Raw genomic sequence first — 26773 nt, forward strand, 5'->3', positions numbered from 1 at the left:
GCTGGTGCGGGTGTGGGTGGTGGGGGTGCACAGGTGCGGGCCGGCGTCGGGCCTTCTGGCGACGCGGTTCACCCTCCACGACGCGCAATCAGCCGGACGACACCCGAACACCGCCGCGTCAGACACTTTCCGCATCGCCAGAACCTGCACGCCTCGCCGGACAATTGGCGCAGCGCCGGACCAATCGCGGCGCGCCGCGCCCTTTGTGCAACGGCAAGCACATCGCTAGTCGATGGACACTTCGCCCAGCACCAGGCCGTTTGTGCAGCGTGGAGATGCGGGTGCTGGCCGACCTCATCTCCTGGCGACGCGATTCCCCCTCCACGACGCGCAACTAACCTGACGACACCCGAATACCGCCGCGTCAGACAATTCACGCGTCGAGGGGCCCGTTGCGCGTCGATGGACACTCCGCGCGTCGCCAGGCACGTCGAACGCCGCGCCAGACCCCCGCGCGCCGATGGACCACTCGCGTGCCGGGGCGCCCCGGGAAGCGGCGGAAGGTGCGGCCCGCCGTCGGGCGTTATCCCGAAGCCAGCGGGCACAACACAGCGGGCCGGGTACCTTTTCAGGTTCCCGGCCCGCTGTTTTGTTTGAAGCTGAGTGGCGCGTAGCTGCTGGTTAGATGGCAGCCGATCCGCGTTCACCCGTGCGGACCCGTACTGCCTCAAACACATCCATCGTCCAGACCTTGCCGTCTCCGGCCCGGCCGGTGTTCGAGCTGGCGATGATGACATCGAGGATGTCGTCCGCCTGTTCGTCGGTGGCCAGGACCTCTACCCGGATCTTGGGGAGCAGGTCCACGTTGTACTCGGCGCCGCGGTACACCTCGGTGTAGCCCCGCTGCCTGCCGTAGCCGCTGGCGGCGCTGACCGTGAGGCCCTGCACGCCGTAGGCTTCGAGCCCTTCGCGGATGGTGTCGAGCTTTTCCGGCCGGACGATTGCTGTGATCAGTTTCATGCCTCCACACTTTCCTTGCCTGCTGCTGCGGTCTTCTTGCCATTGGACGAGGCGTCCACCGTCTCGGCAGCCGGGGCTGCCGTGGCTGCGCCCTGGGCCTTGCCGGTGATGAGCTCGTGCAGCGGGGTGAAGCTTCCGCCGTGACCGCCCACACCGAATTCGTATGCGGTTTCGGCGTGCAGGCTGAGGTCAACGCCCACCACTTCCTGCTCCTGGGAGACCCGGAAGCCCATGGTCTTGTGGATGGCGTAGGCGATGATCGCGGTCATCACTGCGGAGTACGCGATAGCGATACCGGCAGCTGCGAGCTGGGCCCAGAGCTGTGTGAGTCCGCCGCCGTAGAAGAGGCCGCCGCCGACACCCTCAACTGGGAGGGCAATGAAGCCCAGAGCGACGGTACCGATGATGCCGGAGACCAGGTGGACACCGACGACGTCGAGCGAATCGTCAAAGCCCCAGCGGAACTTGAGGCCGACGGCGAGGGCGGATGCCGCACCGGCGACGACGCCGAGGCACAGTGCGCCGATCGGGCTGACGTTGGCGCAGGCCGGGGTGATGGCAACCAGGCCGGCAACCACACCGGAGGCGGCACCGAGCGATGTCGGGTGACCGTCGCGGATGCGTTCCGTGATGAGCCAGCCGAGCATGGCCGCTGCGGGGGCTGCGAGGGTGTTGACCCAGATCAGGCCGCCCTGCTCCGCCGTCGTTGCTGCGCCGCCGTTGAAACCGAACCAGCCGAACCACAGGATCGCGGCACCGAGCATCACGAACGGGATGTTGTGCGGGCGGTGGTTGGGGTCCTTGCCGAAGCCCTTGCGGTTGCCGATGATCAGCACGAGGATCAGCGCGGCGACACCGGCGTTGATGTGGACCACCGTGCCGCCGGCGAAGTCAATCGCCGGGCCGAGAGCCTGGCCGATTGCGCCTTCCGGGCCGAACAGCCCGCCGCCCCAGACCATGTAAGCCAGCGGGCAGTACACCAGCGTGACCCAGACAGGGACGAAGACGGTCCAGGCGCCGAACTTGGCGCGGTCAGCGATCGCGCCGCTGATCAGGGCGACGGTGATGATGGCGAAGGTGGCTGCGTAGCCCACCTTGATGAGTCCGTCAGGAGTGTCGATGCCCTCCAGCCCGAAGGTGGCGAACGGGTTGCCCACCATCTGCATGAAGCCCTCGCCTGAGCTCATCGAGGCGCCCCAGAGCACCCAGACCACACCGACCATGCCGATGGAGATGAAACTCATCATCATCATGTTCAGTGCAGCCTTGGCGCGCGTCATGCCGCCGTAGAAAAATGCGAGTCCTGGTGTCATGAACAGCACGAGCGCTGCTGCCACCATCAGCCATACGTGACCTGCGGTAAGTTCCATGGTGCACGTCCTCCCTTTTAGAAGCGAATCTTTTGGGTGTTTTGCGGAGTTCTCCGCATGCCTCAACGCTGTTTGCGTTCTAAGAAGAGTTTGTCCGTGGCGTGTTTCGCCGGTGGAGGAATTAGATTGCCGGGTTGTTACAAGAACCTCCCGGAAGTAAATGGTGTAAATCCTTCTTGTTACGGTTATGTTTCACGCGTTCCAACACCGCCTCTCCCGCACGCCCGCATCGCCAGGAAGCCATCACGATGAGTAAGACCCCCCGCCCCGCGGGTTCCCCGCCGCAGACCACTGCCCGGAACACCGGCAAGCCGGTGCTGCCCCGCGACATCAAGGTGATGTTGGTCGCGGCCTTCCTCATCGCCCTCGGCTTCGGCCTGGTGGCCCCGGTCCTCCCCCAGTTCGCCACCACGTTCGACGTCGGCGCGACGGCGGCCGCTGTGATCGTGAGCATCTTCGCGTTCATGCGGCTGGTGTTCGCCCCCGCCGGCGGGGCGCTGATCGTCCGGCTCGGGGAACGGCCGGTGTACGTGGCGGGCCTGCTGATCGTTGCGGTATCCACCGCGGCCTGCGCCTTCGCCCAGGACTACTGGCAGCTGCTGGTCTTCCGCGGCCTCGGCGGTGCAGGCTCGGTGATGTTCACGGTCGCGTCGATGGCCCTTGTGGTCCGGCTGGCGCCGCCGGAGAGCCGCGGCCGGGTCTCCGGGGCATACGCCTCGGCCTTCCTGATCGGCAATGTGTGCGGGCCGGTGGTGGGCGGCCTGCTGGCCGGGTTCGGCCTGCGCGTGCCCTTCCTTGTCTACGCGGCCGCCCTGGTCCTGGCCGCCTTGGTGGTGCAGACGCAGTTGAGCCACGTGCCGGCCGCCTCCCGCCCGGGCGGCAGCACTGCGCCGGCAATGGAACTGCGCGAGGCACTCCGGGACAGCGCGTACCGGGCGGGACTGTTCTCCAGCTTCGCCAACGGCTGGGCCACTTTTGGCGTGCGGATGGCCACGGTGCCGCTCTTCGCTGTCGCCGCCCTGAACGCGGGGCCGGAATCGGCGGGCTGGGCCCTGGCGGTGTTCGCCGCGGCCAACGCCGTGGCGCTGACGTTCTCCGGCAAACTCGCGGACAGCCTGGGCCGGAAACCCCTGATGATCTCCGGCCTGCTGGTGACGGGCACCGCGACGGCGGCCATCGGCTTCACGCACGAACTGCTGTGGTTCCTCCTCGCCACTGCTGTGGCCGGCATTGGCTCGGGTCTGCTGGGCCCGGCCCAGCAGGCGGCCATGGCCGATGTGATCGGTAATGAGCGTTCCGGCGGCCGCGTGCTCGCCATCTTCCAGATGACGGCCGACACCGGCGCGATCATCGGCCCGGTGCTGGCCGGGCTCCTCGCAGACCGGCTGGGCTACGGCTGGGCTTTCGGCGTCACGGGCGGCGTCCTGGTGGCGGCCGCCGCCGGTTGGCTCCTGGCCCGGGAGACGTTCAAGCGTCCGTCGTCCTGAGTCGCGGTCGGCGGGCCTTCCGGTATTGGCTAGGCTGGGTGCAAACCAACCACAACTGCTGGAGAATCCGTCATGCCCGATACTGACCATCCGCCGAACGGCACGGAGCCCGCCTCCACCAGGCCCCGCCCCTCCCGCAGGGCCAGGCTGCGGCTGATCGGGGTGATCGCGGCCCTGGCGGTCGTTGCTCTGATCGCCGTCCTGCTCACCGTGTCCGGAAACCCGAACCAGGCCTCCGGGAACGCCGACGCCGCGCCCCAGGTCAAGCCGACGCAGACCACGCCGGCCACTCCGCTTGGCAAGGCACCGGCAGTCACCTACTACAAGCAGACACCGCCCCCCGCCGGCTCGCCGTTGGAGAAAGTGGAACCGCTGGAGCTGACGGTCAAGAACGAGCCCGTAGGAACCACCCTGAACAAGGGCACTGTAGGAATTTCGCTGGAAGCGACCGACCTCGCAGATCCCACCCTGAGCTCCGCCAATGCCTCGATGGTGACGCTCCTCAAGGACTCCGACGACACCGTGCTTCGTTTCGGCGGCAACGCCGTCGACCGCCGGTTCTTCTGGACCTCCTCGGGCGAAACGCTGCCGGCAAACTACAAAGGAGACAAGGCCCACCCCGCCAAGGTGGTCACCCCCCAGGACTTGGAACGCGTCGCCACCCTCTTGGACGCGACCAACGCCAAGATCAGCCTCACCGTGGACCTGGGACACTACGATCCCGCCCGGGCCGCGGACATGATCAAGCACGCGTCCCGGATCTTTGGCAAAAGGCTGCTGAGCTTCACCGTCGGCAACGAACCGAACGGGTTTGCCTACACAAAACTGCGCCCGGCCAGCTATGGCATCGAGGAATACGCCGTGGAGCTCAAGGCCTATGCCGAAGCCATCCACGCGGCCGCCCCCGGCGTCGTGATCTCCGGGCCCGGTGTGTACGACCAGAAATGGTGGAAGCCGTTTATCGACGCCGAGCTTCCGCAGAAGAAGGTTCTGTCGTTCCACAACTACCCGCTCTTCAGCTGCAAGGATTCGAAGTCGAACGCCTTCCCCACTATCCCCAACCTGCTGGGCGCGGCGACCCACCAGCGCGCCGAGGACTATCAGAAGCACGCCCTCGACGCCGCAAAATCGGCCGGGCTTGAGACCTGGCTTGCGGAGACGGGCATGTCCGCGTGCCCCGGCTCCAACCAGACCACCAAAACCCATTCGACGGCCCTGTGGGCCGCGGACTATGCGTTGAATGCCGCCCGCCTTGGCATCACCCGGCTGGGCTTCCACAGTTCAATGTTGACGTGCAAAGGCGGGCCGCCGATGTCCGTGATCTGCAGCGGCGGCGCTTACCTCAAGCCGAACGGCGAGATGGCCCCCCGGGCGAACTACTTTGGCATGGCGATGGTGGCCGACCTGGAGCCGGGCAAGTTCCTCGGCCTCGACAGCAAGGGCGGCGGGCTGTCCAACAGCTACGCGCTGCAGAACAAGGACGGCAGCACCACGGTTGTCATCGTCAACAAGAACGACCCGGAGAAGGCGGCCCAGACCCAGGTCACCCTCGAACTGCCCGGGCCGGCGCTGACGGGAACCATGACCCAGCTGTCCGGGCCCAGCTACGCGGCCGAAGACAGTACGGTGATCGACGGCGCCAAGTCCGATCCGACTCCGCTCGCCGGCCGCGCCACCGTTGAAGGTTTCAAATACGGTTCACAGACGCAGACCTTCAAACTGACGGCCGGAACGGTGACGGTGCTGAACTTCAAGCACTAGTCACCATAAACCGCTGGCTCCCAGTCGTTGTCGTTTCGACAACAACTGGGAGCCAGCGGGGTTTAAGACGGTACTGCTGCTTTAGAGGTACCTCGGCATTTAGAGGTACCGCGGCGAGCTTAGTTCAGGATGGCGTCGACGAAGTTCTCGGCGTCGAACGGGGCGAGGTCGTCCGCGCCCTCGCCGAGGCCGATCAGCTTCACCGGGACACCCAGCGACTTCTGGATGGCCACCACAATGCCGCCCTTGGCCGTGCCGTCCAACTTGGTCAGGACGATGCCGGTGATGTTCACTACCTCGGCGAAGACCCGGGCCTGGTTCAGGCCGTTCTGTCCCGTCGTGGCGTCCAGTACCAGGAGCACCTCGTCCACCTCGGCCAGCTTCTCGATTACGCGCTTGACTTTGCCGAGCTCGTCCATCAGGCCGGTCTTGTTCTGCAGGCGGCCGGCGGTGTCGATCATCACGACGTCGACTTCCTGGTCGATGCCGGCCTTGACCGCTTCATAGGCGACGGACGCCGGGTCCGCGCCGTCGACGTCGGACTTCACCGTGGGAACGCCGACGCGCTGGCCCCAGGTGGCGAGCTGTTCGGCGGCGGCGGCGCGGAAGGTATCCGCGGCACCCAGCAGGACATCCTTGTCTTCGGCGACCAGCACGCGGGCGAGCTTGCCCACCGTGGTGGTCTTGCCGACGCCGTTGACGCCCACCACCAGCACGACGGCGGGCTTGTTGGCGTGGCGCTCCACCTGCAGGCTGCGGTCCATCGTGGGGTCCACCAGCTTGATGAGTTCCTCGCGCAGCAGGGCCTTGACCTGCTCCGGGGAGCGGGTCCCCAGCACCTTGACGCGTTCGCGGAGCGCGTCAACCAGCTGCAGGGTGGGCTCGGTGCCGAGGTCGGCGAGCAGCAGGGTCTCCTCCACCTCGTCCCAGACGTTCTCATCGATCTTGTCCGCGGACAGCAGCGCCAGCAGCCCCTTGCCCAGGATGTTGTTGGACTTGACCAGGCGTTCACGCAGGCGGATCAGGCGGCCGGCCACCGGCAGCGGCGTCTCCACCGGAATGGTTTCCAGGCCGGCCACGTTGTCCGGGACCTCGACTGTTTCCAGGCCCTCGACGTCGGCCGTGACAGTTACGTCGTCAGGTGACACGCGGTCCGGCGCCTGCGCGGGGCGGTCCTCGAGCAGGGTACCGCCACCGGCGCGCGGCTCCACGGGATCGTTCGCGTCACGCTTTTCGGGGTAGTTGGTGATGTTCTTCCGGGTCTTCATGAGGACCGGAATCAGCGCACCGAGAACCACCAGGGCGGCGAGAATGGGCAGAAGAATAGGGAGGATGTCGTTCACTCCCCTAGCTTCTCACAAACCGGAAAGCCGTCGCGGAGCCCGGAAAACGCCGACGGGAGCGCGCCGGACCGGGCCTCAGACCTGGGCGCCGAGGCGCTGGCTGATGACGGTGGAGACGCCGTCGCCGCGCATGGTGACGCCGTAGAGGGCGTCGGCGACTTCCATGGTGCGTTTCTGGTGCGTGATGATGATGAGCTGGCTGGATTCGCGCAGTTCCTCGAAGATGGTGATGAGCCGGCCCAGGTTGGTGTCGTCCAGGGCCGCTTCCACCTCGTCCATCACGTAGAACGGCGAGGGCCGGGCCTTGAAGATCGCGACGAGCAGGGCCACCGCGGTCAGGGATCGTTCCCCGCCCGAGAGCAGTGAGAGCCGCTTGATTTTCTTGCCGGCCGGGCGCGCCTCCACCTCAATGCCGGTAGTGAGCATGTCCGAGGGATCAGTGAGGACCAGCCGGCCCTCGCCGCCGGGGAACAGCCGCGCGAAGATCCGGACGAACTGCGCCGCGGTGTCCTCGAAGGCCTCGGCGAAGACCTTCTGGACGCGCTCGTCCACTTCCTTGATGATGTCCAGCAGGTCCTTGCGGCTGGATTTGAGGTCTTCGAGCTGGGTGCTGAGGAACTGGTGACGTTCCTCGAGGGCCGCGAATTCCTCCAGCGCCAGGGGGTTGACCCGGCCCAGGGCGGACAGGTCCCGCTCGGCCCGCTTCAGGCGCTTCTCCTGTTCCTCGCGGACAAAGGGCTTGCCGGCCACAATCTCGCGGCCGTCCTCGTCCACCGGGGCGCGCAGCGCAGCCCACTTGTCCCCCGATTCCCCGGCCGGCACGGGAACGGGCTGGTCAGGGCCGAAATCCGCCACGAGCTGGTCGGCAGTCAGGCCCAGCTCCTCGACGCTCCTGAGCTCGAGGGCTTCGATCCGCAGGCGCTGCTGGGCGCGGGCCAGTTCGTCACGGTGCACGGAGTCCGTCAGTTCGGCGAGCTCGCGGGCCAGCGCATCGTTGCTGTTCCGAACGGCGGCCAGCTCCGCGTCCATCTGTTCCTTGCGTTCCTCGGCACTGTCGCGTTCCTGCCGGGCGAGTTCCACGGACACGTCAATGAAGCCGATAACCCGGCCGACGGCGGCGGAGACGGCTGCGGCGCGTTTGGCCTGCAGCCGGCGGCGGCGGGCCCGTTCAGCCGCTTCCTCGCGGGCGCGCCGTTCGGTGGCGGCGGCGCGTTCGAGCGACGACGCCCGGTTGCGGGTGGCAGTGAGTTGTTCCTCGGCGCTGCGCAGGGCCAGCCGTGCTTCCATTTCGGCGCTGCGGGCCAGCGACGCCGCCAGGGCCAGGGCATCACGGTGTTCCGGGGAGGGCTCCTCCTCGGCCGGTGCTTCCTGCGCGGCGGCCAGCCTGGCCGCTACCGCCGTGAGCGCTTCCTGTTCGCTGACGATGTTGGCCTCGGCCTTGGCGAGGGACGCGGCCAGCCGCTCGCTTTCGCCGACGGCGCTGCGCAGCACCGAGTTCAGGTGCCCCAGGCGCTCGGCGACGGCCGCCAGCCGGGCGTCCGAATCGTGCAGCCGTTCCAGGGCGGCATCGGCGCGGTCCTGCGCCGCGGCACGCTTGGCCTGCGCGGCGGCGAGGGCGAACCGCTGGCGTTCCAGCTCGGCGGTCACGGCGGCAAGCCGCGCAGAGGCGTCGTCGACGGCGGCCTGCACCTCGATCAGCGACGGCGCCTTGGCGGAGCCTCCGCTGACCGTCAGCGCGGTGAAGACATCCCCGGATGTGGTCACGGCGGTCAGGTCCGGACGCGCCGCGATCAGTTGCGCCGCGTCGTCCAGCCCGTCGACGACGGCGATCCCAGCCAGCAGTCCGGCCAACGGCAGCCGGGAGGCATCCTCTGCACCGGATTCCTTGTCTGATGCCGTGCCGGATGCCGGGCCGGATGCCGTGACCAGCAGGGAGGCCCACCGGGCGTTCCCGGGGAGCTCACCTCTGAGCTCAGCGCGGGGAGCTGCCGGCGCGGTGTCCGTCCCCGCGAGCAGCAGGGCGGCGCGTCCGGCGTCGTCGTCCTTCAACCGCTGGACCGCGGCGGCGGCGGCACAACCGTCCTGCACCACAACGGCATCCGAGGAGGCGCCGAGGGCCGCCGCGATGGCGGCCTCGAAGCCCGGTTCCACCGTGATCATGGATGCCAGGGATCCAAGGACCCCGGGGATCCCGGAGCCGAGCACGTGGTCCGAGCCGTCCTTGCGGTTCAGGCCGAGCTGGAGGGCATCGCGGCGGGCAATCAGGGCGCCGCGCTCCCGGTCGCCCTCACGTTCGGCAGCCTTCAGGGCGTCAATCTCCATGATGATGGCGTCCAGCGCGGCGCTGGCGTCCTCGTAGTCGGCGTCGAGGGTTTCCTCGCCGTCCTCCACGCCGGCCACCTGGGATTCGAGGGCCGTGAACTCACTCTGGGCCTGCCTGCGGCGCTCCTCCCCTGCCTTGAGGGACTCACGGAGCCGGCCGAGTTCCGCTTGCGCCGACTCCACCCGCGAGCGCGCGGCGCCCACCTGCCCGGCCAGTTTGGCCAGGCCTTCGCGGCGGTCGGCGGCGGCGCGGAGCAGGGACGCGAGGCGCCTGTCCTCGGCGGCGGCGGCGTTTTCGGCATCCTGCTTCGCGGCCGTGGCGGTGTCCAGGGTGCTGCGGCGCTCCAGGATCTGGCGTTCCAGGCCGGCCTGTTCCGCACGGACGCCAGCGGCCTGCCGATCGAGCTTGTCCGGGTCGCGGCCGGAATCGGGAACGGCGTCGGAGGCCCCCAGCAGCCGTCGCCGCTCCTCGGCGAGCGAGCCTAGGGAGCGCAGCCGCTCCCGCCCGGCGGAGAGCTGGTACCAGTTGTCGCGGGCGGCGCTTAGCTTCGGTGTGGCCTCGGCGGCGAGCTGTTCGAGGCCGGCCTGCCGCTGCCTGCCGAGCTCAAGTTCCTGCCCGACGACGCCGCGGCGGGCTTTCAGCGCGGTCTCGTCCGCCACGTCCTGGGCCAGGGCCGACTGCAGCTGGACCAGGTCGTCGGCGAGGAGGCGGGAGCGCGCGTCGCGGACCTCGAACTGGACGGTCTGGGCCCGCCGGGCGACTTCCGCCTGCTTGCCCAGGGGCGTGAGCTGCCGCCGGATTTCGCCGGTGAGGTCGCTGAGCCGGGCCAGGTTGGCCTGCATGGCTTCGAGTTTGCGGACCGTTTTTTCCTTGCGGCGGCGGTGCTTGAGGATCCCGGCGGCCTCTTCGATGAACCCGCGCCGGTCCTCCGGCGTGGCGTGCAGCACCTTGTCCAGCTGTCCCTGCCCCACGATCACGTGCATTTCCCGGCCCAGTCCGGAGTCGGAGAGGAGTTCCTGGATGTCCAGCAGCCGGCAGCCGGCGCCGTTGATGGCGTATTCCGAACCGCCGGTGCGGAACAGGGTGCGGGCAATGGTGACTTCGCTGTAGTCGATCGGCAGGGCGCCGTCGCTGTTGTCGATGGTGAGTGAGACGTGGGCACGGCCCAGCGGCGGGCGGCCGGACGTGCCCGCGAAGATTACGTCCTCCATCTTGCCGCCACGGAGTGTCTTGGCGCCCTGCTCGCCCATCACCCAGGACAGGGCGTCCACCACATTGGACTTGCCGGAGCCGTTGGGGCCCACCACGGCGGTGACACCTGGTTCGAATTCGAAGGTCGTCGCCGAAGCGAAGGACTTGAATCCCCGGACGGTCAGGCTTTTGAGGTGCAAGGTGTTTCGGTTCTCCTGGCTGGCGGAAACGGCTGTTCCTGCCCTAAATCTACCGCCACCGCACCAAATTCAGCGGATTTAGGCTTTTCCCAAGGAAATCCTTTGGAGCGCTTCCGAACCGGACCATAGGCTGGCGCCAAGAGTTGCTGGACACAGCTCGGGCCGGCGGGCTCACGCCGGCCTGACGTGGCAGAACGCAGGTGGATCCGTGTTCTGCCAGGGGCGCATGGCGCGTGGCCGGCAGCTCGGTGTAGGGACAACTGGAAACTTGGTTGGCTGCCCCGGGGGGTGCGGCACTGGGGCGGCGCATGACGTGCCGGTCCGATACCGACGCAGCGCCCACTCAGGAGTTCACATGTCCGTTTCTGCAGCCGGCCGCACACTGAAAGCGCTCCAGCGGGTCGCCGCCCCGCTGGCGTTGGCCCTCGTGGCAGCGCTCCTGCCCGTTGCGGCGGCGCCGGCACTGCTGCCCGCCGCCAGCGCGGCCGATCCCTGCTCCCCGCTTCTGAACGCCGTGGCATGTGAGAATTCGAAGCCCGGCAGCCCGCCGTCGGAATGGGACATCTCCGGCGCGGGCGATCCAGACATCCAGGGATTCTCGACCAGCATCAGTGTCAACGCGGGCCAGCCCATCAGCTTCAAGGTGGACACCACCGCGGCCAGCTACACGATCGGGATCTACCGGACCGGCTGGTACCAGGGCCTCGGCGCACGCAAGATTGCCGACGTCACGCCGTCTGCCTTCCGGCAGAACCAGCCGCAGTGCCTCTCTGACGTCACCACGGAACTCTACGATTGCGGGACGTGGGCGGTGTCCGCGACCTGGCAGGTCCCCGCGGCGGCCGTCTCCGGCGTCTATATCGCCCTGCTGACCCGGCCGGACACCGGCGGCCAGAGCCACATCACCTTCGTGGTCCGCTCGGACGGCAGCCATTCCGACGTCGTGTTCCAGACCTCCGACACAACCTGGCAGGCCTACAACAGCTACGGCGGTTCGAATTTCTACCAGGGCGCCGGGAACGGCCGGGCCTACAAGATCAGCTACAACCGTCCGGTCAACACGCGCAGCGGAGTGGACGGCCGCGACTTCTACTTCAGCAACGAGTATCCCCTGGTCCGTTTCCTGGAAAAAAACGGGTACGACGTCAGCTACCTCAGCGGCGTGGACACCGACCGAAACGGCGCGCAGCTGCTCAACCACAAAGTGTTCCTCTCCGTCGGCCACGACGAATACTGGTCCGGCGCGCAGCGGGCCAACGTGGAGGCAGCACGCGACGCCGGCGTGAACCTGCAGTTCCTCTCCGGCAATGAGATGTACTGGCGGACCCGGCTGGAGCCTTCACCCGTGGACGGCACGGCCGGGCGCACCATCACGTCCTACAAGGAAACCTGGGCCAACGGCAAGATCGACCCCGCCACCGGGTGGACGGGAACATGGCGCGATCCCCGCTACGCCGCCCCGGCCAACGGCGGAGGGCTGCCGGAAAACGCGTTGACCGGGACAATGTACGTGTCCAACTTCACGGACCTGCCCGTCACGGTCAGCGCCGCCGAAGGCAAATCGCGCCTGTGGCGCAACACCACCCTGGCGACCCTCGCCGCCGGCAGCTCCGCGGAGCTGGCTCCGCACACCATCGGCTACGAATCCAATGAAGACCTGGACAACGGGTTCAGGCCCGCGGGGCTGATCCGGCTTTCCACCACCACGGGGCCAACCCCGCAGTACATGCAGGATTTCGGCAACTCCGTCCTGCCGGGGACCACCACCCACAACACCACCATGTACCGGGCGCCCAGCGGGGCGCTGGTCTTCTCCGCAGGCACGGTCCAGTGGACGTGGGGCCTGGACCAGGAGCACGACGGCGGTGGCGCGCCGGCGGATCCCCGGATGCAGCAGGCGCAGGTCAACCTGCTGGCAGACATGGGCGCCCAGCCAGCCACCCGCGATGCCGCCCTGTCCCCGGCGTCGGCCAGCACCGACACGGCCGGTCCGTCCGTTGCGATCTCCTCCCCCGCCGAGGGAACCACCGTCCCGCACGGAACGGCCGTCACGGTCTCCGGAACGGCCACCGACACCGGCGGCATCGTCGCCGGCGTCGAAGTCTCCACCGACGGCGGAACCAGCTGGCACCCGGCCCAGGGCAAGCAAACCTGGACCTACACCTACATCCAGAAGGGCCTCGCCACGGCCAGCATCCGGGTGCGCGCTGTCGATGACAGCGCCAACATCGGCGCCCCTTCCACCCGCAACCTCAAGCTCACCGGACCGTACTCGGTCTTCGGCCGGCAGGTGCCGGCCGTGCCGGATGCCCAAGACGGCGAGGCCTACGAACTTGGCTTGAACATCACCCCGAGTGTGGACGGCTTCATCACCGGGGCCCGCTTCTACAAGAGCGCAGCCAATACCGGCACCCATAGCGGTTCGCTCTGGAGCGCCACGGGCCAGCGGCTCGCTTCGGCAACGTTCACGTCGGAAACGGCGACCGGCTGGCAGGAAGTGCGCTTCGCCCAGCCAGTGGCCGTCTCCGCCGGGCAGAAGTACGTCATCTCCTACACCGCACCGAACGGCCATTACGCCAGCAAGGACTACCAGTGGGCCAGCTTCGGCCTGACCGACGCACCCCTGACCGTCGCCGGCGGCTTCGGGAGCGCTCCGGCCGGTGTGTACGCCGGGCCGGGTTCGTTCCCGGCAAACAGTTACAACAACGGCAACTACTTCGTGGACGCCCTCTTCGACACTGTCGACACCTCCGACCTGACGGCGTCCGGGCAGTGGCCGCTGGACGGCTCGTCAAGCGTCCCGCAGGCCACAACAGTGGGGGCAGTGCTGTCCAAGGCCGTCGTCGCGGACAGTGTGAAGCTCACCCTGACGGCGGACGGCACGCCGGTGCCGGGCGCCACCGCTTACGACCCCGCCACGCGGAAAGTCACCTTCACCCCCGACGCCGGCCTGGAACTCGGCACAGCTTACGCGGCTGCGCTCAGTGCCACAGCCGTCAGCGGCGGCCCGCTGACCAGCGGCACCACGTGGCAGTTCACCACCGTGGTGTCTCCGCCCACGCCGGGCAGCTGCCCCTGCAGCTTCTATGACGACTCGGTTGTCCCGGGAATCCAGGAGGTCCGGGACGGTGTGCCGCTGACACTGGGGGTCCGCTTCTCAAGCACCGCGGCAGGGACCGTCACGGGCGTCCGCTTCTACAAGTCGGCCGGCAACACGGGCACCCATACCGGCACCCTGTTCACCGCGGCCGGCGAGCAGCTCGCCACAGTCACCTTCGCCAATGAGAGCTCATCCGGCTGGCAGACAGCCAACTTCAACCAGCCCGTTGCCATGGCGGCGAACACCGAGTACATCGTGGCGTACAAGAGCACCACGGGATCCTACTCCGCGACCGTAAACGGCTTCGGATCCGGGCTGAGCGTCGGGAACCTGAGGACCGTCTCCGACGCCGGGGCCTACTCCTACACGAATGACTTCCCGGGTGCCCGCTCCGGCGCCAGCTACCTTGTGGACGTGGTGGTCCAGTACCCGGATGCACCGTTCGTGGCCGGCGCGCAGGCACCGCTTCCTGGCTCGTCGAGTGTCGCGTTGAACGCCACGGTGACCGCCACTTTGTCCAAGCCTGCTTCGGATGCGGCGCTGACCCTGACCGGCGAGGACTCCGCCGAAGTTCCGGGCACAGCCGCCTATGACGCGCCGACGCGCAAGGTCACTTTCACGCCGTCGTCCCCCCTGGCGGCAGCCACCACCTACACGGCCACACTGACCGCCACGTCGGCGACGGGTCAGCCGCTCGGCGGCGGCACGTGGACCTTCACCACCGTTCCGGCCCCGCGGCCCGACGGTGTGTGCCCCTGCTCGCTGTACCAGGACACCGTGACGCCCGGATTGCCGGAATTCGACGACGGCGTGCCCTTGACGCTGGGCGTGCGGTTCGCCAGCGCTTCCCCGGGCCAGGTCACGGGCATCCGGTACTACAAATCGGCGGGCAATACCGGCGCCCACACCGGGGCCCTGTACACCGCCGACGGGCAGCAGCTGGCCGCCGTCACGTTCACCGGCGAATCCTCCTCCGGGTGGCAGACTGCCTCCTTCAGCCAGCCGGTGGACATCGCCGCGGACACCGAGTACGTGGCCGCCTACCGCTCGCCCACCGGTGTCTATTCGGCGGTACCGAGCGGTTTCGGCTCTGGAATCACCAGCGGACCCCTGCGCACGGCGTTCGACTCCGGCGCGTACACGTACAACGGCGATTTCCCATCCTCCTCCTCGACCGCAAGTTACCTCGTGGACGTGGACTTCGTCGCGACGGTGCCGCCGCTCACTGTGACATCCCAGATGCCGGCGGCCGATTCCGTCGGCTTCCCGCTGACATCGGACCCGTCGGTGACTTTGTCGGCGCCGATCAAGGAGGGCTTCACTTTTGAGCTGTCAGCCGACGGTTCCGCCGTCGCCGGCACCACCGCCCTTTCGGCGGATGCCAGGACCATCACGTTCTCGCCGGCGCAGCCGCTGCCGGCCGCCACGGTGCTCTCCGCCAGCGTCGGCAACCTCGTCTCTGCCCAGGGCGCGACGCTGGCACCGCTCACGTGGCAGTTCACAACGGCAAATCCCAGCAGCCCCGGGCAGTCGCTGTTCGGCCCGCTCCTCCCGGCAGTGCCCGCCGCCGGGGACTCGTCGTCCGTGGAGCTCGGCACCGCCTTCTCGGTGTCCGCAGCGGGCGGTGCCACGGGTGTGAGGTTCTACAAAGGCACCGGCAACACCGGAACACATGTCGGTTCGCTGTGGACGGCCGCCGGAGAGCGACTTGCCCAGGTGACGTTCACGGATGAGACAGCCACCGGCTGGCAAACAGCCCTGTTCGCTGATCCCGTCGCACTCGAGCCCGGGCAGAGCTACGTCGTGTCCTACCTGGCCCCCAACGGAGGCTACGCCTACACGGCGGCGTTCTTCGCGGAACCCTGGATCAACGGACTCCTGACGGCGCCCGGCACCAACAATGGCCGGTACGAGTACGGGGCCGGCGGTTCCATGCCGTCGAACTCCTGGAACGCCACCAACTATTTCGTCGATATCCTCTTCGCACCCGCCGCCCCCTGACCCGGATCCGGTGTGGGCGACCTACCCTTGACCATGACCAACGAATCCCTCGAACTGTTCATGACCGAAGCGTTTCCCGCGGCTAACCGGGAGACCGACTCCCCTACGCCTGCACGGCGGTGCGCCTGATGGCGGGCCAGTTGACCGTGGTCACCGGCGGGAGCCGCGGAATCGGCGCTGCGATCTGCCGCCGGTTGGCGGCAGAAGGGCAGGACGTCGTGATCACCTACCTGCGGGACAGCGATGCGGCCGACGAGGTGGCCGCAGATGTCAGACGCCTGGGTCAACGCGCCCTCGTCCTGCAGACCGACACGACCGAGGAACACTCCGTCGTCGAGCTCTTTGACCGGGCCCAGGCGTTCGGCCCCCTGACGGGACTGGTGAACAACGCCGGCTCGGCATCTGCAGTCGGTCCGCTTGAGGGTAATAGCCTGCAGGCAATCAGCCAAGATCTCAACGTGAACCTGTTGGGCGTGATCTCCTGCATTAAGTACGCCATCGGCCCGATGGGCCAGGCCGGCGGCGGCTCCATCGTCAACATCTCCTCCGCCGCCGCGACGCTGGGCGGCGCCGGCACCTACGTCCATTACGCCGCGGCGAAAGCCGCCGTCGAAGCACTCACGGTCGGCCTTTCCAAGGAGCTCGCAGGCAAGAACATCCGGGTGAACGCTGTCGCTCCCGGGACATTGTGGACCGACTTTCATCAGGACCCCGACCGTCCGGCGAAGATCGCACCAACAATCCCAATGGGCCGTGCCGGACAACCGCACGAAATCGCGGGAGCCGTTGCCTGGCTGCTCTCCGACGACGCAAGCTATGCCACAGGCGCAACGATCCGCATAGCCGGCGGGCTCTAACTACAGGCCGGTTTGCATCGGATGCTCCGTAACGGCCCTTGGCGGCTGAAAACGGCAGTTACGGAGCAGCCGATGGGGGTTCGGTGGTTTGGTCAGCGGATCACTGACGGCGACCAGGCGTGCTCGATGAAGATCGAGGAACGGGACGCCGGGTTGGTGTTGATCTGCCAGATGTCGCTGTCCCCGGCGGCACCGTCGCGGGCGAGTCCGTAGAGGAGCGTCTGGTCGTCGAGCCATTCGATCTGGTCGTCGACGCTGCGCGGCTCGGACAGCACGGTTTCCTTCCCGCTGGCCACATCGAGGTACGCAACGCCCCAGTGCGCGGCCACCGGGCTCCCGGTGTTCTTCTTGTAGGCGATCCGGGTGCCGTCCGGTGACAGCGAAGGGCACTCGACGCCGTCGTGGAGTGCCGTCAAGGTGCGCGCCGAAATGCTTCCCTTGACCAGCCAGATGCGGCCGGATGATGCCGCCGTCGCATAGAACGTGTCGCGCTGGCCCGGGACGAAGGTGACGCCCCAGATGTTGCGGTCAGCAGCGGGGACGCGGGCGCCGTTGACCAGGAGCGTGAAGTCCTCAAGGTTCCCCGTGACGAAGCCGCCCTGCACCGCGGAGATGGATGTCGCCGTCGAGAAGCTCCCGTTGCCGTAGGAGTGCCCGGAGACGAAGACCGTTGTCGCGACGAGGGAACCATCCGGACTGATCCGGGTCCGGCTGGGGATGCCGGGCAGGGACCAGCTCCCGGCCGGCCGCCAGTCCGGGGTCAGCATGACGGCTTCGAAGTTGGTGACCAGGCCGCGGTTGGTCTTGAGGCAGACGATGTGCTGCAGCGTTCCGTAGACCCGGTCGCAGGCCACCGCCGCCAAGGACCGCTCACCGGCAGGGTCAGACAGGGGGACGACGCCGACTGTCCCGTAGCCCTGGCCGGGCGCCGTGTTGCGGAACAGGACCGAGGACTTTTCCAGCACGGCGGCGCCGGAGGCCACCCGTACTGTCGACGCCGCCGTCCGGCTCTCCTGGAAGCGCCCGAACGCATTCGCGGCGTAGGCGCCGGCCGCGGCGATAACCAGCATCGTGACCACCAGGAGAATCCCCCAGCGGGCCCTGCCTACGGCGGCGGTCAAGCTGCGGCCCTCTGCAGCAGGCCACCGCGCAGCATGAACCAGGACGCCACGACGCCGGCGGCGAGGAGGGTGCCAACCACCAGCATCGCCACGGCCGGACCCAGGGCGAACCACAGGACACCAAAGCCCACCGAGGCCGCCATCCGGCTGAGCGCCACCACGGTCTGCGCGGCGCCGAGTCCCGTGGCAAGTTGGTCCGGCGGGGTCAGTTGGCTGGCCAGGGCCGCCAGCACCCCGTCCGTCGCGGCGTAGAAAGCCCCCAACAACACCAGGCAGGCCAGGGTTGGGCCGAATCCCCCGACCGGGGCCGCGGCCAGCAGGTAACAGGCAATCAGCGCGACGTGCCCGAGGATAAAGACCCGCGCCTTGCCCCAGCGGTCCGCGAGCCGGCCCACCGGTATGGCCAGGAGCAGGAACACCACGTTCGTGCCCACGTAGAGCAGCGGAAACCACTGCACGGCAAAGGCGTCCCTGTCCTGCAGCACCAGATAGATGAAGCCGTCCCCCACGGTGAGCAGGCCCAGCATCCCCGCGGCAGCCAGGAGCCGGCCCAGGCCCGGCTCGCGCAGCAGGCGCCAGCGGAATCCCCAAACAGGACTGGGTTTGCCGGCCGGCGGCACCTCCGCCGCCTCTGCCCTGTCCTTCTCTGCTTTGTCCTTCTCTGCTTTGCCCTTCTCTGCCCTGTCCTTCGGACGGGTGCTCAGGTTCGGCACCAGGAGGACCAGCACCGCGACGCCGATAACGGCGAACGCCAGCGAGACCACAAAGACGGTGACGTAACCGTTGGGGATCAGCATGAGGATGAAGAAGGCCAGCAGCGGGCCGCCCGCCGCACCGATGTTGTCCAGCATCCGGTGAACCCCGTAGTGCCGCGCTAGGTGTTCGGGCTGGGCGGACACGGAGATCAAGGCATCGCGCGGGGCCGTGCGGATGCCCTTGCCAATGCGGTCTGCCGTCACGACGGCGGTCAGGGCCCAGAACCCGCTGGCGAACAGCAAGCCGATCCGGGCCACCATGGAAAGCCCGTAGCCTGCGACGGCCACACGCTTGGGGCGTCCGGTGCGGTCCGAGGCATAACCCGCGGCGATCCGGACAATGGCGCTGGCACCCTGGTTGATGCCGTCAAGAATTCCAAACGCGATGGTGGACAGGCCCAGGAACGCAGTGATGTACAGGGGCAGGATGGCGGAGACGGATTCGGACGAGACGTCGGTGAGCATGCTGACCACACCCAGCCAGAGGATGACCGGCGAGAGGCGGAAAGGTTTTGTGACGGGTCCCGCCGGGGTCCAATCCACCGGCTGCTGATCCTTCTTGCCGCCGTTGCGGTCCGACATGGAGATGTACACGTCGCTATCCCCCGGCCGCCACGTGCAGAGTTCCCTGGAGCATAAACCGGGTGCCTCCCGTGCCCGTCGTGGAGGCCGTGAGGGTCACGGAGTCAGCACCGCGGCCGAACCGGAGGGCCCGTTGTCCCTCCGCGGCAGGGACGGGTTCGGACCAGAAGCCCCGGCTGCCCAGCACCTGCTGGTAGTGCCCTGTCACCGAGTCCTGGCTCAAGCCGACGATGGCGTCGGCGGCCACCTGCAGGGTTCCCTCCGCCGGGGACACCGCCGTCGAAACTAACACCGTTCCGTCCGGAAAGGGGAGGACATCCGCGGGGTACCCGTCCACTACCTTGCCCTGGGCTGAGGCCGACTTCGGCAGGGGCGCGCTGACCAGGGCCGCCGGTGGTGAGGGCACGGGCAACCCGGAGGGGGTGGCACTTACGGGGGGAAGGACTTCGCGGCCCGCGGGGGCTGAGGCCGGGCTCTCAGCCGACCCCTCGGGCGAGGCTGGGGTTCCTTTGCCGGCCCCCTCAGACGCTGTGGCCTCCGGGGCGGCACTGGCGCCGGCGGTTTGTGGGCCACTGCGCGCCAGCGGCGCGGCGCTCGACGCCGGGGGTGTGTCTGCGGTCATCTGGTCCAGCACGACGGCGGCTCCTCCCAGGAGCGCGGCGAGGCCAATCCCCGCGATGACCAGCCGCTTGGCTTTCACCGGCTGTCCCCGGCACGGACGCAGGCATACGGTAAGACCATGGTTGTTTTTCCCCTAGCACCCATCGCCACAGTCTTTCAGCGGGAGGAGCGGCTGCGTAAGAGTAGGACTACCTGTTTAACGGGCGTCCGCTACCAGCGCCCGTTCCGGGGCCGGGGCTGGCAGACCGGGCACGTGTAAGACGAACGGTTCATGAACTGGTCCCGCCGGAGAAAGCTGACCCGGCCTGCCTGGGCACAGCGCGTGCATTCCTTGCCCTCCCGTCCGTAGGCGTTGAGGGAACGGTCAAAGTAGCCGGATGCGCCGTTGACGTTGACGTACAGCGAGTCGAAGCTGGTGCCGCCGGCCGCCAGGGCGTCGGTCATAACCTCGCGGGCGGCGTCGATGACCCGCTCGGCGTCAGCCCGCCAGAGGGTGTCCGTGGGCCTGGCGAAGTGCAGCCGGGCCTTCCAGAGAGCCTCGTCCGCATAGATGTTGCCGATCCCCGAGACGAGCCCCTGGTCCAGCAGGGCGCGTTTGAGGCCGGTTTTGCGGGCGCGGAGCCGGCGGTAGAACTCGTCGAAGGAGAAGCAGGGGTCCAGCGGGTCGCGGGCGATATGCGAGGCTTCCTCGGCAATGAGCGGCAGCGGCGTTTCGGCGAGTCCGCCGGGGCCGCCGTCGGCCGTGGGGATCAGCGAGGTGAGGAACAGGCCGCCGAAGATCCGCTGGTCCACAAACCGGAGCTGCTCCGGCATGCCGTCGGCCGGGCTGAGGCGCAGGCGCACTTTCAGGTGTTTCTCGTCCGCGGCCCCGGCGTCCTGCATGAGGAGCTGGCCGGACATGCCCAGGTGCGCCATGAGCGCGACGGCGGGAACGGTCACCGCTGGCCCGCCGCGGGGATCAGCCGCGGGGGTGCCCGCGGGGGTGTCTGCCAGCGGCATCCAGAGGAATTTTCCGCGCCTGACCACGTCCAGGACGCGGGCGCCCTCAAGGTTGCCGGCAAAGTCCTCCAGGCCCAGGGCGTGCCGGCGGATGGAGCGCGGATCCACCACCTCAACAGCGGTGATGGTCCGGCCCCGCACCCAGCTCACCAGGCCGCGGCGAACCACTTCGACCTCGGGCAGTTCAGGCACGGTGCGTGCCTAGGCGCCGGTCTGGGAGCGCAGCTGCTGGGCGCCGGGCGCGGCGGATCCGGCGGACGGCGTTGCGCCCGGCCCGGTTCCGGCGGACGGGGAGCCGTCCTCCCCGGCAGCTTCCGCAGCTACTGCTTCCGTAGCCGCAGCCGTAGCCGCAGCCGACGGCGCCGACAGCCTGCGCCAGGCATCCGCGGCAGCTTCCTGCTCGGCTTCCTTTTTGGAGTTTCCGCTGCCGGTGCCGTAGTCGTTGCCGCCGATACGCAGAACCGCTTCAAAGGTCCGGGCGTGGTCCGGCCCGGAGCCCTCCACGGCGTAATTGATCGTCCCCAGCTGGCGGCTGGCCGCCAGCTCCTGGATGCTCGTCTTCCAGTCGGTGCCGGCGCCGAGCGCGGCAGCGTCCTTCAGCAGCGGCCCGATCAGGCGCATGACCAGCTGGCGTGCTGTCTCAATGTCGTTGGAGACGTACGTGGCGCCGATCAGCGCCTCCATGGTGTCCGCGAGGATGGACGCCTTGTTCTTGCCCTCGGTGAGCTTTTCGCCCTGTCCGAGGTAGATGTACTCCCCCAAGCCGATGCTGCGACCGATGCCCGCGAGTGCCCGGGTGCTGACGACGGCGGACCGGCGCTTGGCCAGGTCACCTTCGGGCAGCGTGGGGTTGTCACGGTACAAAGCGTCGGTGACCGAGAACCCCAAAATGGAGTCACCCAGGAACTCAAGGCGTTCGTTGGTGGGGATGCCGCCGTTTTCGTAGGCGTAGGAACGGTGTGTGAGCGCAAGACGAAGCGTCCCGGCGTCAATAGTGACACCGAGACGCTTCAGAAGCTCTTCAGTTGAAGACATCTTAGTCAGCCAGTTGGCGGATTAGACGTCTGCGACCTTGCGGCCCTTGTATTCAAGGAACAGCGCGGTGCCAGCCGAGTCGGTAACGACCTTTGCCTGGTGCGGCAGGCTGTACGTGACCTGGCCGTTCTCGACAGTCTTCACCAGGTGGGGGGCGGTTGCCTTCCACTGGGAGCGGCGGGCGCGGGTATTCGAGCGAGACATTTTCCGCTTCGGGACAGCCACGGCTAACTCATTTCTCTCTAGTCCAACACTTACAAATCAGTTTTGCCGGTCAGGCTTAGCCAAGTCAGCTAGGGCAGCCCAGCGAGGATCTACCACCTCGTGGTGATGCCCCGGCTCGTCTTCCAGGCGAACTCCACATTCGGAGCAAAGGCCCTGGCAGTCTTCCCGGCACACCGGCTGGAACGGCAGCATGGTTACAACTGCGTCCCGCAACACCGGCTCAAGATCGATCAGATCGTGCTCGACTCGACGTTGCTCTTCTTCGTCTTCTTCATCCGAGAACTCAGCGTCCTCGTAGAAGAAAAGTTCTTGCACATTGACCTCAAGGTCATACGCAAGGGGATCCAGGCATCGGCCGCATTCGCCGGTTACTTCGACGTTCGCGGTACCTGATACCAAAATTCCTTCGTGTACGGCCTCCAGCCGCAGGTCCAGCTCGACATCCGAGCCTTTCTGCACGCCAATGAGTGCCACACCAAGATCACTCGGTGCGGGTACATGTTCTGTCAGCGTCCGCATGCTTCCCGGACTGCGTCCGAGGTCCTTGACGTCGAACGCCAAGGGGGAACTAGCATCTCGTTTAATGAGAACTCCTGTTGAACATATGACCGACGTACCATCTTAGCCTGATCTTCCGGACGGACTCAAACCGGGGACACGCCGGCGGTTCGCACCGCGGTCCGGCCCCGGAAAGGGCCGCGCACCGGCAGCAGGCCGCCGAGTACCGATCAAGCTTACCCTCTGCGCGGCTGGTTCCGGACCGGCTCGCCCGCGTGCAGCCGTTTCAGCACGGAGCGGGGCACAAAGTCGGACACATCGCCGCCCAGGGTGAACACTTCCTTGATCAGGGTCGAGGACAAGTGGAGGTAGTGGCTTTCGGCGGGCAGGAAGACCGTTTCGACGCCGGTAAGCTGCCGGTTCATCGTCGCCATCGGCAGTTCGTAGTCGAAGTCGGAGGAGGAACGGAGGCCCTTGACGATGGCGTCCACGCCGCGCTGCCGGCAGTACTCGGCGAGGAGTCCCTCCCCCACCGGCTCCACCACGATGCCGCGCAGTGAGGCCAAAGTTTCCCGGGCCATGTCAATGCGTTCCTCGAGCGTGAAGCGGTATTTCTTGGCGTAGTTCGTGGAGACGCCCACAATGACCTCATCAAAGAGGCCGGCGGCCCTGGCAATGACTTCCAGGTGTCCGTTGTGGATGGGATCAAAGGAGCCAGGGCATACGGCGCGTCTCATGCTCCGAACCTACCGTATCGCCGGCTCAGCCCGGGATAACATGACTGAATGTCAGCATCGAACCTTCCCTTCACCGTTTCCGGAGGCGTGGTCCTCGTGACGGGCGCCGCCATGGGCATGGGCCGTCTGTACGCCCTGCGAGCGGCCCGCGAGGGCGCGGGCGTCGTGATTCTCTGGGACGTCGACGCCGACGGCCTGGCGAACACCGCCGCCGAAGTGACCGCGCTCGGGGCGCGCGCCGTCGTCCGCCAGGTGGACCTCGCCGACCGCACGGCCATCGCCGAGGCCGCCGCGGAGTGCGCGGCGGAAGGTCCGCTGACGCTGCTGGTCAACAACGCCGGAATTGTCCGGGGGGCGCTCTTCTGGGACCACAGCCCGGAGCGGGACATCGCCCTGACCATGGACATCAACGCGCTGGCGCCGATGTACGTCACCCACGCGTTCCTCCCGGACATGATGGCCGACGCCGCCCGGCCGCGCCGGATCCTCAATATCGCCTCCGCGGCCGGCACGGTGTCCAACCCGCGGATGAGCGTCTACGCGGCGTCCAAGTGGGCGGTGATCGGCTGGAGCGACTCGCTCCGGCTGGAACTCGAACAGCAGGGCTTCGGCCACCTTAAGGTCACTACGTTCTGTCCCAGCTACATCTCCACCGGGATGTTCGACGGCGCCCGCGGGCCGCTGCTGACACCGCTGATGACTCCGGAGGACGCCGTGGACCGGGCCTGGCGGGCCACCCTTGCCGGACAGCCGCAACTGATCGCCCCGGCGACAGCGCAACTGGGCAAGGTCCTGCGGGGCCTGCTGCCGGTGCGGGCCTGGGACTTTGTGGGCGGGAAGGTCTTCGGGATCTACTCCACCATGGACAAGTTCACCGGCCGGGACCAGAAGGCGGGCACCCGATGAACTCCCCGACACCCCTCCCGTGGCAGCGGACCGCGACCGGCGCCAACCTGCTCTCCCCCGACGGCACCCTCGGCGTAACAATCTTCGAGGAGATGACCACCCTTGCGCTGCAGACCGGCGCCATCAACCTGGGGCAGGGTTTCCCGGACGAGGACGGCCCGGTGGAGATCAAGGCCGCCGCCCAGGCCGCGATCGCCGCCGGAGCCAACCAATACGCCCCCGGCAAGGGCATCCTGGAACTGCGCGAGGCAATCTCCCTGCACCAGGAACGCTTCTACGGCCTGACGCCGGACCCGCAGACCGAAATCATCGTCACCACCGGCGCCACCGAGGCCATTGCCGCCTCGCTGCTGGCGCTGGTGGGCCCCGGCGATGAGGTCCTCACGTTCGAGCCCTTCTACGATTCCTACGGCGCGATCATCGGCCTCTCCGGCGCCCGCCACGTCACCGCCCCGCTGCTGGCCCCGGACTTCATGCCGGACCTGGACGCCCTCGAGGCGGCGTTCAGCAGCCGTACCAAGGTGGTGCTGATCAACAACCCGCACAACCCCACCGGCGCCGTGTTCCCCCGCGAGGTGCTGGAACGCGTCGTCGAGCTTGCCACCCGGTACGACGCCGTCATCATCAGCGACGAGGTCTACGAACACCTCACCTTCGGTGTCCGCCACATCCCGGTGGCCGGCCTGCCGGGCGCCGCGGAACGCACCCTGACCATCTCCTCGGCCGGTAAGACCTTCTCCTTCACCGGCTGGAAGATCGGCTGGCTCTGCGGCCCGGAACACCTCGTCTCGGCCGCCCGCACGGTCAAGCAGTTCCTGAGCTACAGCTCCGGCACCCCGTTCCAGACGGCCATCGCGGCCGGGCTGGGGCTGCCGGACGAGTTCTACACCGGCATCGCCGATACCCTCCAGCTCAAACGGGACATCCTCAGCGAGGGACTGCGCGCCGCGGGGCTGGACGTCTTCACCCCGCAGGGGACGTACTTCGTGAACGTGGACACCGCGCCGCTGGGCATCACCGACGCACTGGACCTGGCCCGCCGGCTCCCCGCGCTGGTGGGCGTCGCCGCCATTCCCGTGCCAGTGTTCTGCCACCCCGAGGGCGCCGAACGCACCCGGACCCTTCTGCGGTTCGCGTTCTGCAAGCGGATTGACGTCCTGCAGGAAGCCGCCGGACGGCTCGCGACGCTCCGCGACCTCCTCTGATGGCGGACACCCCCGACGCTTCGCGCTTCCTCCGCACCACGGGCCAGCACGCCGCGATCGAGCCCGACGAGTTCACCGAGGGCGGCTTTGTGCTCAGCATCGGCGGGGCGGAACAGTCGCACGTTAACCTGGCGGACCCCTCTGACATCTTCTACGAGTACCTGCGCAGGATCGGCCACGTGGTGGACCTCGCGGCGCCCTGGGGCGAACCCGTCACGGCGCTCCATCTCGGGGCGGGTGCCCTGACGCTAGCCAGGTACATCCAGGCCACCCGGCCGGGCTCCGTGCAGTACGCGGTGGAGCTGGAACGGGAACTGCTGGACTTCGTGCTGCAGCAGCTCCCCCTGCCCGACGGCACGCAGCTGCACACGATCATCGGCGACGCGCGGGACGCCCTGGCGGAGCTGCCGCCGGAGCTGCGCTTCGACGTCGTGATCCTGGACATCTTTTCCGGTCCCGAGGCGCCGGAGCACATCGCGTGCACGGAGTTCTACCTCGAGGCGGCGGCGAAGCTGAGCCCCCGCGGGGTGCTGATCGTCAACGTGGGCGACGAACCGGGCCTCACGCTGGTCCGGAGCCAGGTGGCCGCCATGCGCCGGGCGATGGTCGACGTCGCCGCCTTTGCCGAAGCCGGGATGTTCAGCGGCCGCTATCCCGGCAACATCATCCTCACCGGGACGCAGGGGCCCTGGCCGGAAGTGTGGACCGCGGCGCTCACCGCCCGCGGGCCGCACCCCGCGAAGGTGCTGTCCGGCGTCGGCCTCGACGAAATCTCGGACTAGCCCGGCTGAGATCTGATGGTTGCGATCCTCCTGACCGGCATGTCCGGCGTCGGCAAGTCTTCGGTGCTGGCAGAACTCGCCCGGCGCGGCTTTGACACGGTGGACACGGACGACGGCGGCTGGATCCGGTGGGACCGTGGCGAGCCGTTGTGGCATGAGCCCCTGATGGAGGCGTTGCTGTCCACTCCGCGGCAGCGTCCCCTATTTGTGCAAGGCACCGTCGCAAACCAAGGGCACTTCTATGACCGGTTCAACGCCGTGGTGCTCCTAAGCGCGCCCCGCGAAGTGATCCTGGAATGCCTGCGCACGCGGACCACCAACGATTTCGGGAAGTCTGCTGGTGAGCGGGCGAAAATTATGCGCGACGTCGCGGAAGTGGAGCCGCTGCTGCGTGCCAGTTCCACGCACGAACTCGACACGAGGCGGCCGCTCGACGAGACGGTGGTTGCGTTGATCGCGATTGCCGCACTGAAGTGACCGGCCTGGCGCGAGGCGCGTCTGCACGTTTGAGGCCGTTCGTCGGCGTTACGGCCGTCGTACCTTTCAGTGCACCACTCGCGGGGTCCGGCGGATCATTCATCCAGTGCAATACCGCAGCGGCCCCTTTATTGTCGGTGGCTCGCGGGATCATAAGAGAGTGGAAAGCAGGGCAGGGTGGAGTGCGGAATGCCGGGAGGCGGTGGACGCCGTTACCGCGTCCGTTGCTGCGCTGGC

20 protein-coding genes are annotated in these 26773 nt (G+C 67.8%); 8 read left to right on the plus strand and 12 right to left on the minus strand.

The annotated features are described in order from the left end of the window. Positions 1-621: 621 nt before the first annotated feature. Together AC6EUH_RS17180 and AC6EUH_RS17185 are read right to left on the minus strand one after the other, a co-directional pair. On the minus strand, positions 622-960 hold the full coding sequence (locus AC6EUH_RS17180; RefSeq protein WP_024366371.1) for a P-II family nitrogen regulator: 339 nt from the start codon (positions 958-960) through the stop codon (positions 622-624). Continuing rightward, positions 957-2330, minus strand: coding sequence for an ammonium transporter (locus AC6EUH_RS17185; RefSeq protein WP_056426777.1), 1374 nt, complete (start codon positions 2328-2330; stop codon positions 957-959). The genes AC6EUH_RS17180 and AC6EUH_RS17185 overlap by 4 nt, the downstream gene beginning before the upstream one ends. Positions 2331-2578: 248 nt before the next feature. Here AC6EUH_RS17185 and AC6EUH_RS17190 point away from each other — a divergent pair, with 248 nt between their 5' ends. Both AC6EUH_RS17190 and AC6EUH_RS17195 read left to right on the plus strand, forming a co-directional pair. Further along, the gene (locus AC6EUH_RS17190) at positions 2579-3817 is read left to right on the plus strand and encodes an MFS transporter (protein ID WP_499739390.1); all 1239 of its coding nucleotides are present in this window, start codon (positions 2579-2581) and stop codon (positions 3815-3817) included. 72 nt (positions 3818-3889) lie between these two features. Beyond that, the gene (locus AC6EUH_RS17195) at positions 3890-5578 is read left to right on the plus strand and encodes a hypothetical protein (protein WP_499739391.1); all 1689 of its coding nucleotides are present in this window, start codon (positions 3890-3892) and stop codon (positions 5576-5578) included. A 119-nt stretch (positions 5579-5697) separates the two neighbouring features. Here the strand turns inward: AC6EUH_RS17195 and ftsY are convergent, their stop codons facing one another. Beyond that, positions 5698-6921, minus strand: a complete 1224-nt coding sequence (gene ftsY / locus AC6EUH_RS17200) for a signal recognition particle-docking protein FtsY (RefSeq protein ID WP_499739392.1) — start codon at positions 6919-6921, stop codon at positions 5698-5700. Positions 6922-6996: 75 nt separating this feature from the next. After that, a complete protein-coding gene (gene smc, locus AC6EUH_RS17205; protein ID WP_499739393.1) occupies positions 6997-10635 on the minus strand; it encodes a chromosome segregation protein SMC in 3639 nt (1212 codons plus the stop codon). Between the two features lie 355 nt (positions 10636-10990). On the opposite strand from smc, the gene AC6EUH_RS17210 reads away from it, so the two are divergent. Both AC6EUH_RS17210 and AC6EUH_RS17215 read left to right on the plus strand, forming a co-directional pair. Beyond that, positions 10991-15736, plus strand: a complete 4746-nt coding sequence (locus AC6EUH_RS17210; protein ID WP_499739394.1) for a DUF4082 domain-containing protein — start codon at positions 10991-10993, stop codon at positions 15734-15736. Between the two features lie 128 nt (positions 15737-15864). Then, positions 15865-16593: an SDR family NAD(P)-dependent oxidoreductase gene (locus tag AC6EUH_RS17215; protein WP_499739395.1), complete on the plus strand. Its 729-nt coding sequence runs from the start codon at positions 15865-15867 to the stop codon at positions 16591-16593. 92 nt (positions 16594-16685) lie between these two features. Here the strand turns inward: AC6EUH_RS17215 and AC6EUH_RS17220 are convergent, their stop codons facing one another. From AC6EUH_RS17220 to coaD, 8 genes are all read right to left on the minus strand, one after another. After that, positions 16686-17663 carry a TolB-like translocation protein gene (locus AC6EUH_RS17220; protein WP_499739405.1) on the minus strand — a complete coding sequence of 326 codons (978 nt, stop codon included), beginning with the start codon at positions 17661-17663 and terminating at the stop codon, positions 16686-16688. A gap of 47 nt (positions 17664-17710) precedes the next feature. After that, a complete protein-coding gene (locus AC6EUH_RS17225) occupies positions 17711-19063 on the minus strand; it encodes an MFS transporter (RefSeq protein WP_499739396.1) in 1353 nt (450 codons plus the stop codon). A gap of 4 nt (positions 19064-19067) precedes the next feature. Next, positions 19068-19751, minus strand: a complete 684-nt coding sequence (locus AC6EUH_RS17230) for a hypothetical protein (protein ID WP_499739397.1) — start codon at positions 19749-19751, stop codon at positions 19068-19070. 131 nt (positions 19752-19882) lie between these two features. After that, positions 19883-20863, minus strand: coding sequence for a bifunctional DNA-formamidopyrimidine glycosylase/DNA-(apurinic or apyrimidinic site) lyase (gene mutM, locus AC6EUH_RS17235; protein ID WP_499739398.1), 981 nt, complete (start codon positions 20861-20863; stop codon positions 19883-19885). Between the two features lie 9 nt (positions 20864-20872). Continuing rightward, a complete protein-coding gene (gene rnc, locus AC6EUH_RS17240) occupies positions 20873-21706 on the minus strand; it encodes a ribonuclease III (protein WP_056426793.1) in 834 nt (277 codons plus the stop codon). A 21-nt stretch (positions 21707-21727) separates the two neighbouring features. Beyond that, positions 21728-21931: a 50S ribosomal protein L32 gene (gene rpmF, locus AC6EUH_RS17245; protein ID WP_009356569.1), complete on the minus strand. Its 204-nt coding sequence runs from the start codon at positions 21929-21931 to the stop codon at positions 21728-21730. A 36-nt stretch (positions 21932-21967) separates the two neighbouring features. Next, positions 21968-22492, minus strand: coding sequence for a YceD family protein (locus AC6EUH_RS17250; RefSeq protein WP_499739399.1), 525 nt, complete (start codon positions 22490-22492; stop codon positions 21968-21970). A 173-nt stretch (positions 22493-22665) separates the two neighbouring features. Further along, positions 22666-23166 (minus strand): pantetheine-phosphate adenylyltransferase, encoded by a 501-nt coding sequence (coaD, locus tag AC6EUH_RS17255; RefSeq protein WP_499739400.1) that lies wholly within the window; start codon positions 23164-23166, stop codon positions 22666-22668. A 48-nt stretch (positions 23167-23214) separates the two neighbouring features. On the opposite strand from coaD, the gene AC6EUH_RS17260 reads away from it, so the two are divergent. Genes AC6EUH_RS17260 through AC6EUH_RS17275 form a run of 4 tightly spaced genes read left to right on the plus strand, consistent with a single transcriptional unit; the run spans position 23215 to position 26536 of the window. Beyond that, positions 23215-24072 (plus strand): SDR family NAD(P)-dependent oxidoreductase, encoded by an 858-nt coding sequence (locus AC6EUH_RS17260; RefSeq protein WP_499739401.1) that lies wholly within the window; start codon positions 23215-23217, stop codon positions 24070-24072. After that, positions 24069-25277 (plus strand): aminotransferase class I/II-fold pyridoxal phosphate-dependent enzyme, encoded by a 1209-nt coding sequence (locus tag AC6EUH_RS17265; protein WP_499739402.1) that lies wholly within the window; start codon positions 24069-24071, stop codon positions 25275-25277. Before AC6EUH_RS17260 ends, AC6EUH_RS17265 begins: the two co-directional genes overlap by 4 nt. Continuing rightward, the gene (locus tag AC6EUH_RS17270) at positions 25277-26059 is read left to right on the plus strand and encodes a spermidine synthase (protein ID WP_499739403.1); all 783 of its coding nucleotides are present in this window, start codon (positions 25277-25279) and stop codon (positions 26057-26059) included. The genes AC6EUH_RS17265 and AC6EUH_RS17270 overlap by 1 nt, the downstream gene beginning before the upstream one ends. A gap of 15 nt (positions 26060-26074) precedes the next feature. After that, the gene (locus tag AC6EUH_RS17275; RefSeq protein WP_499739404.1) at positions 26075-26536 is read left to right on the plus strand and encodes an AAA family ATPase; all 462 of its coding nucleotides are present in this window, start codon (positions 26075-26077) and stop codon (positions 26534-26536) included. The last annotated feature ends 237 nt before the right edge of the window (positions 26537-26773 follow it).

The organism is Arthrobacter sp. 001422645, assembly GCF_059816125.1.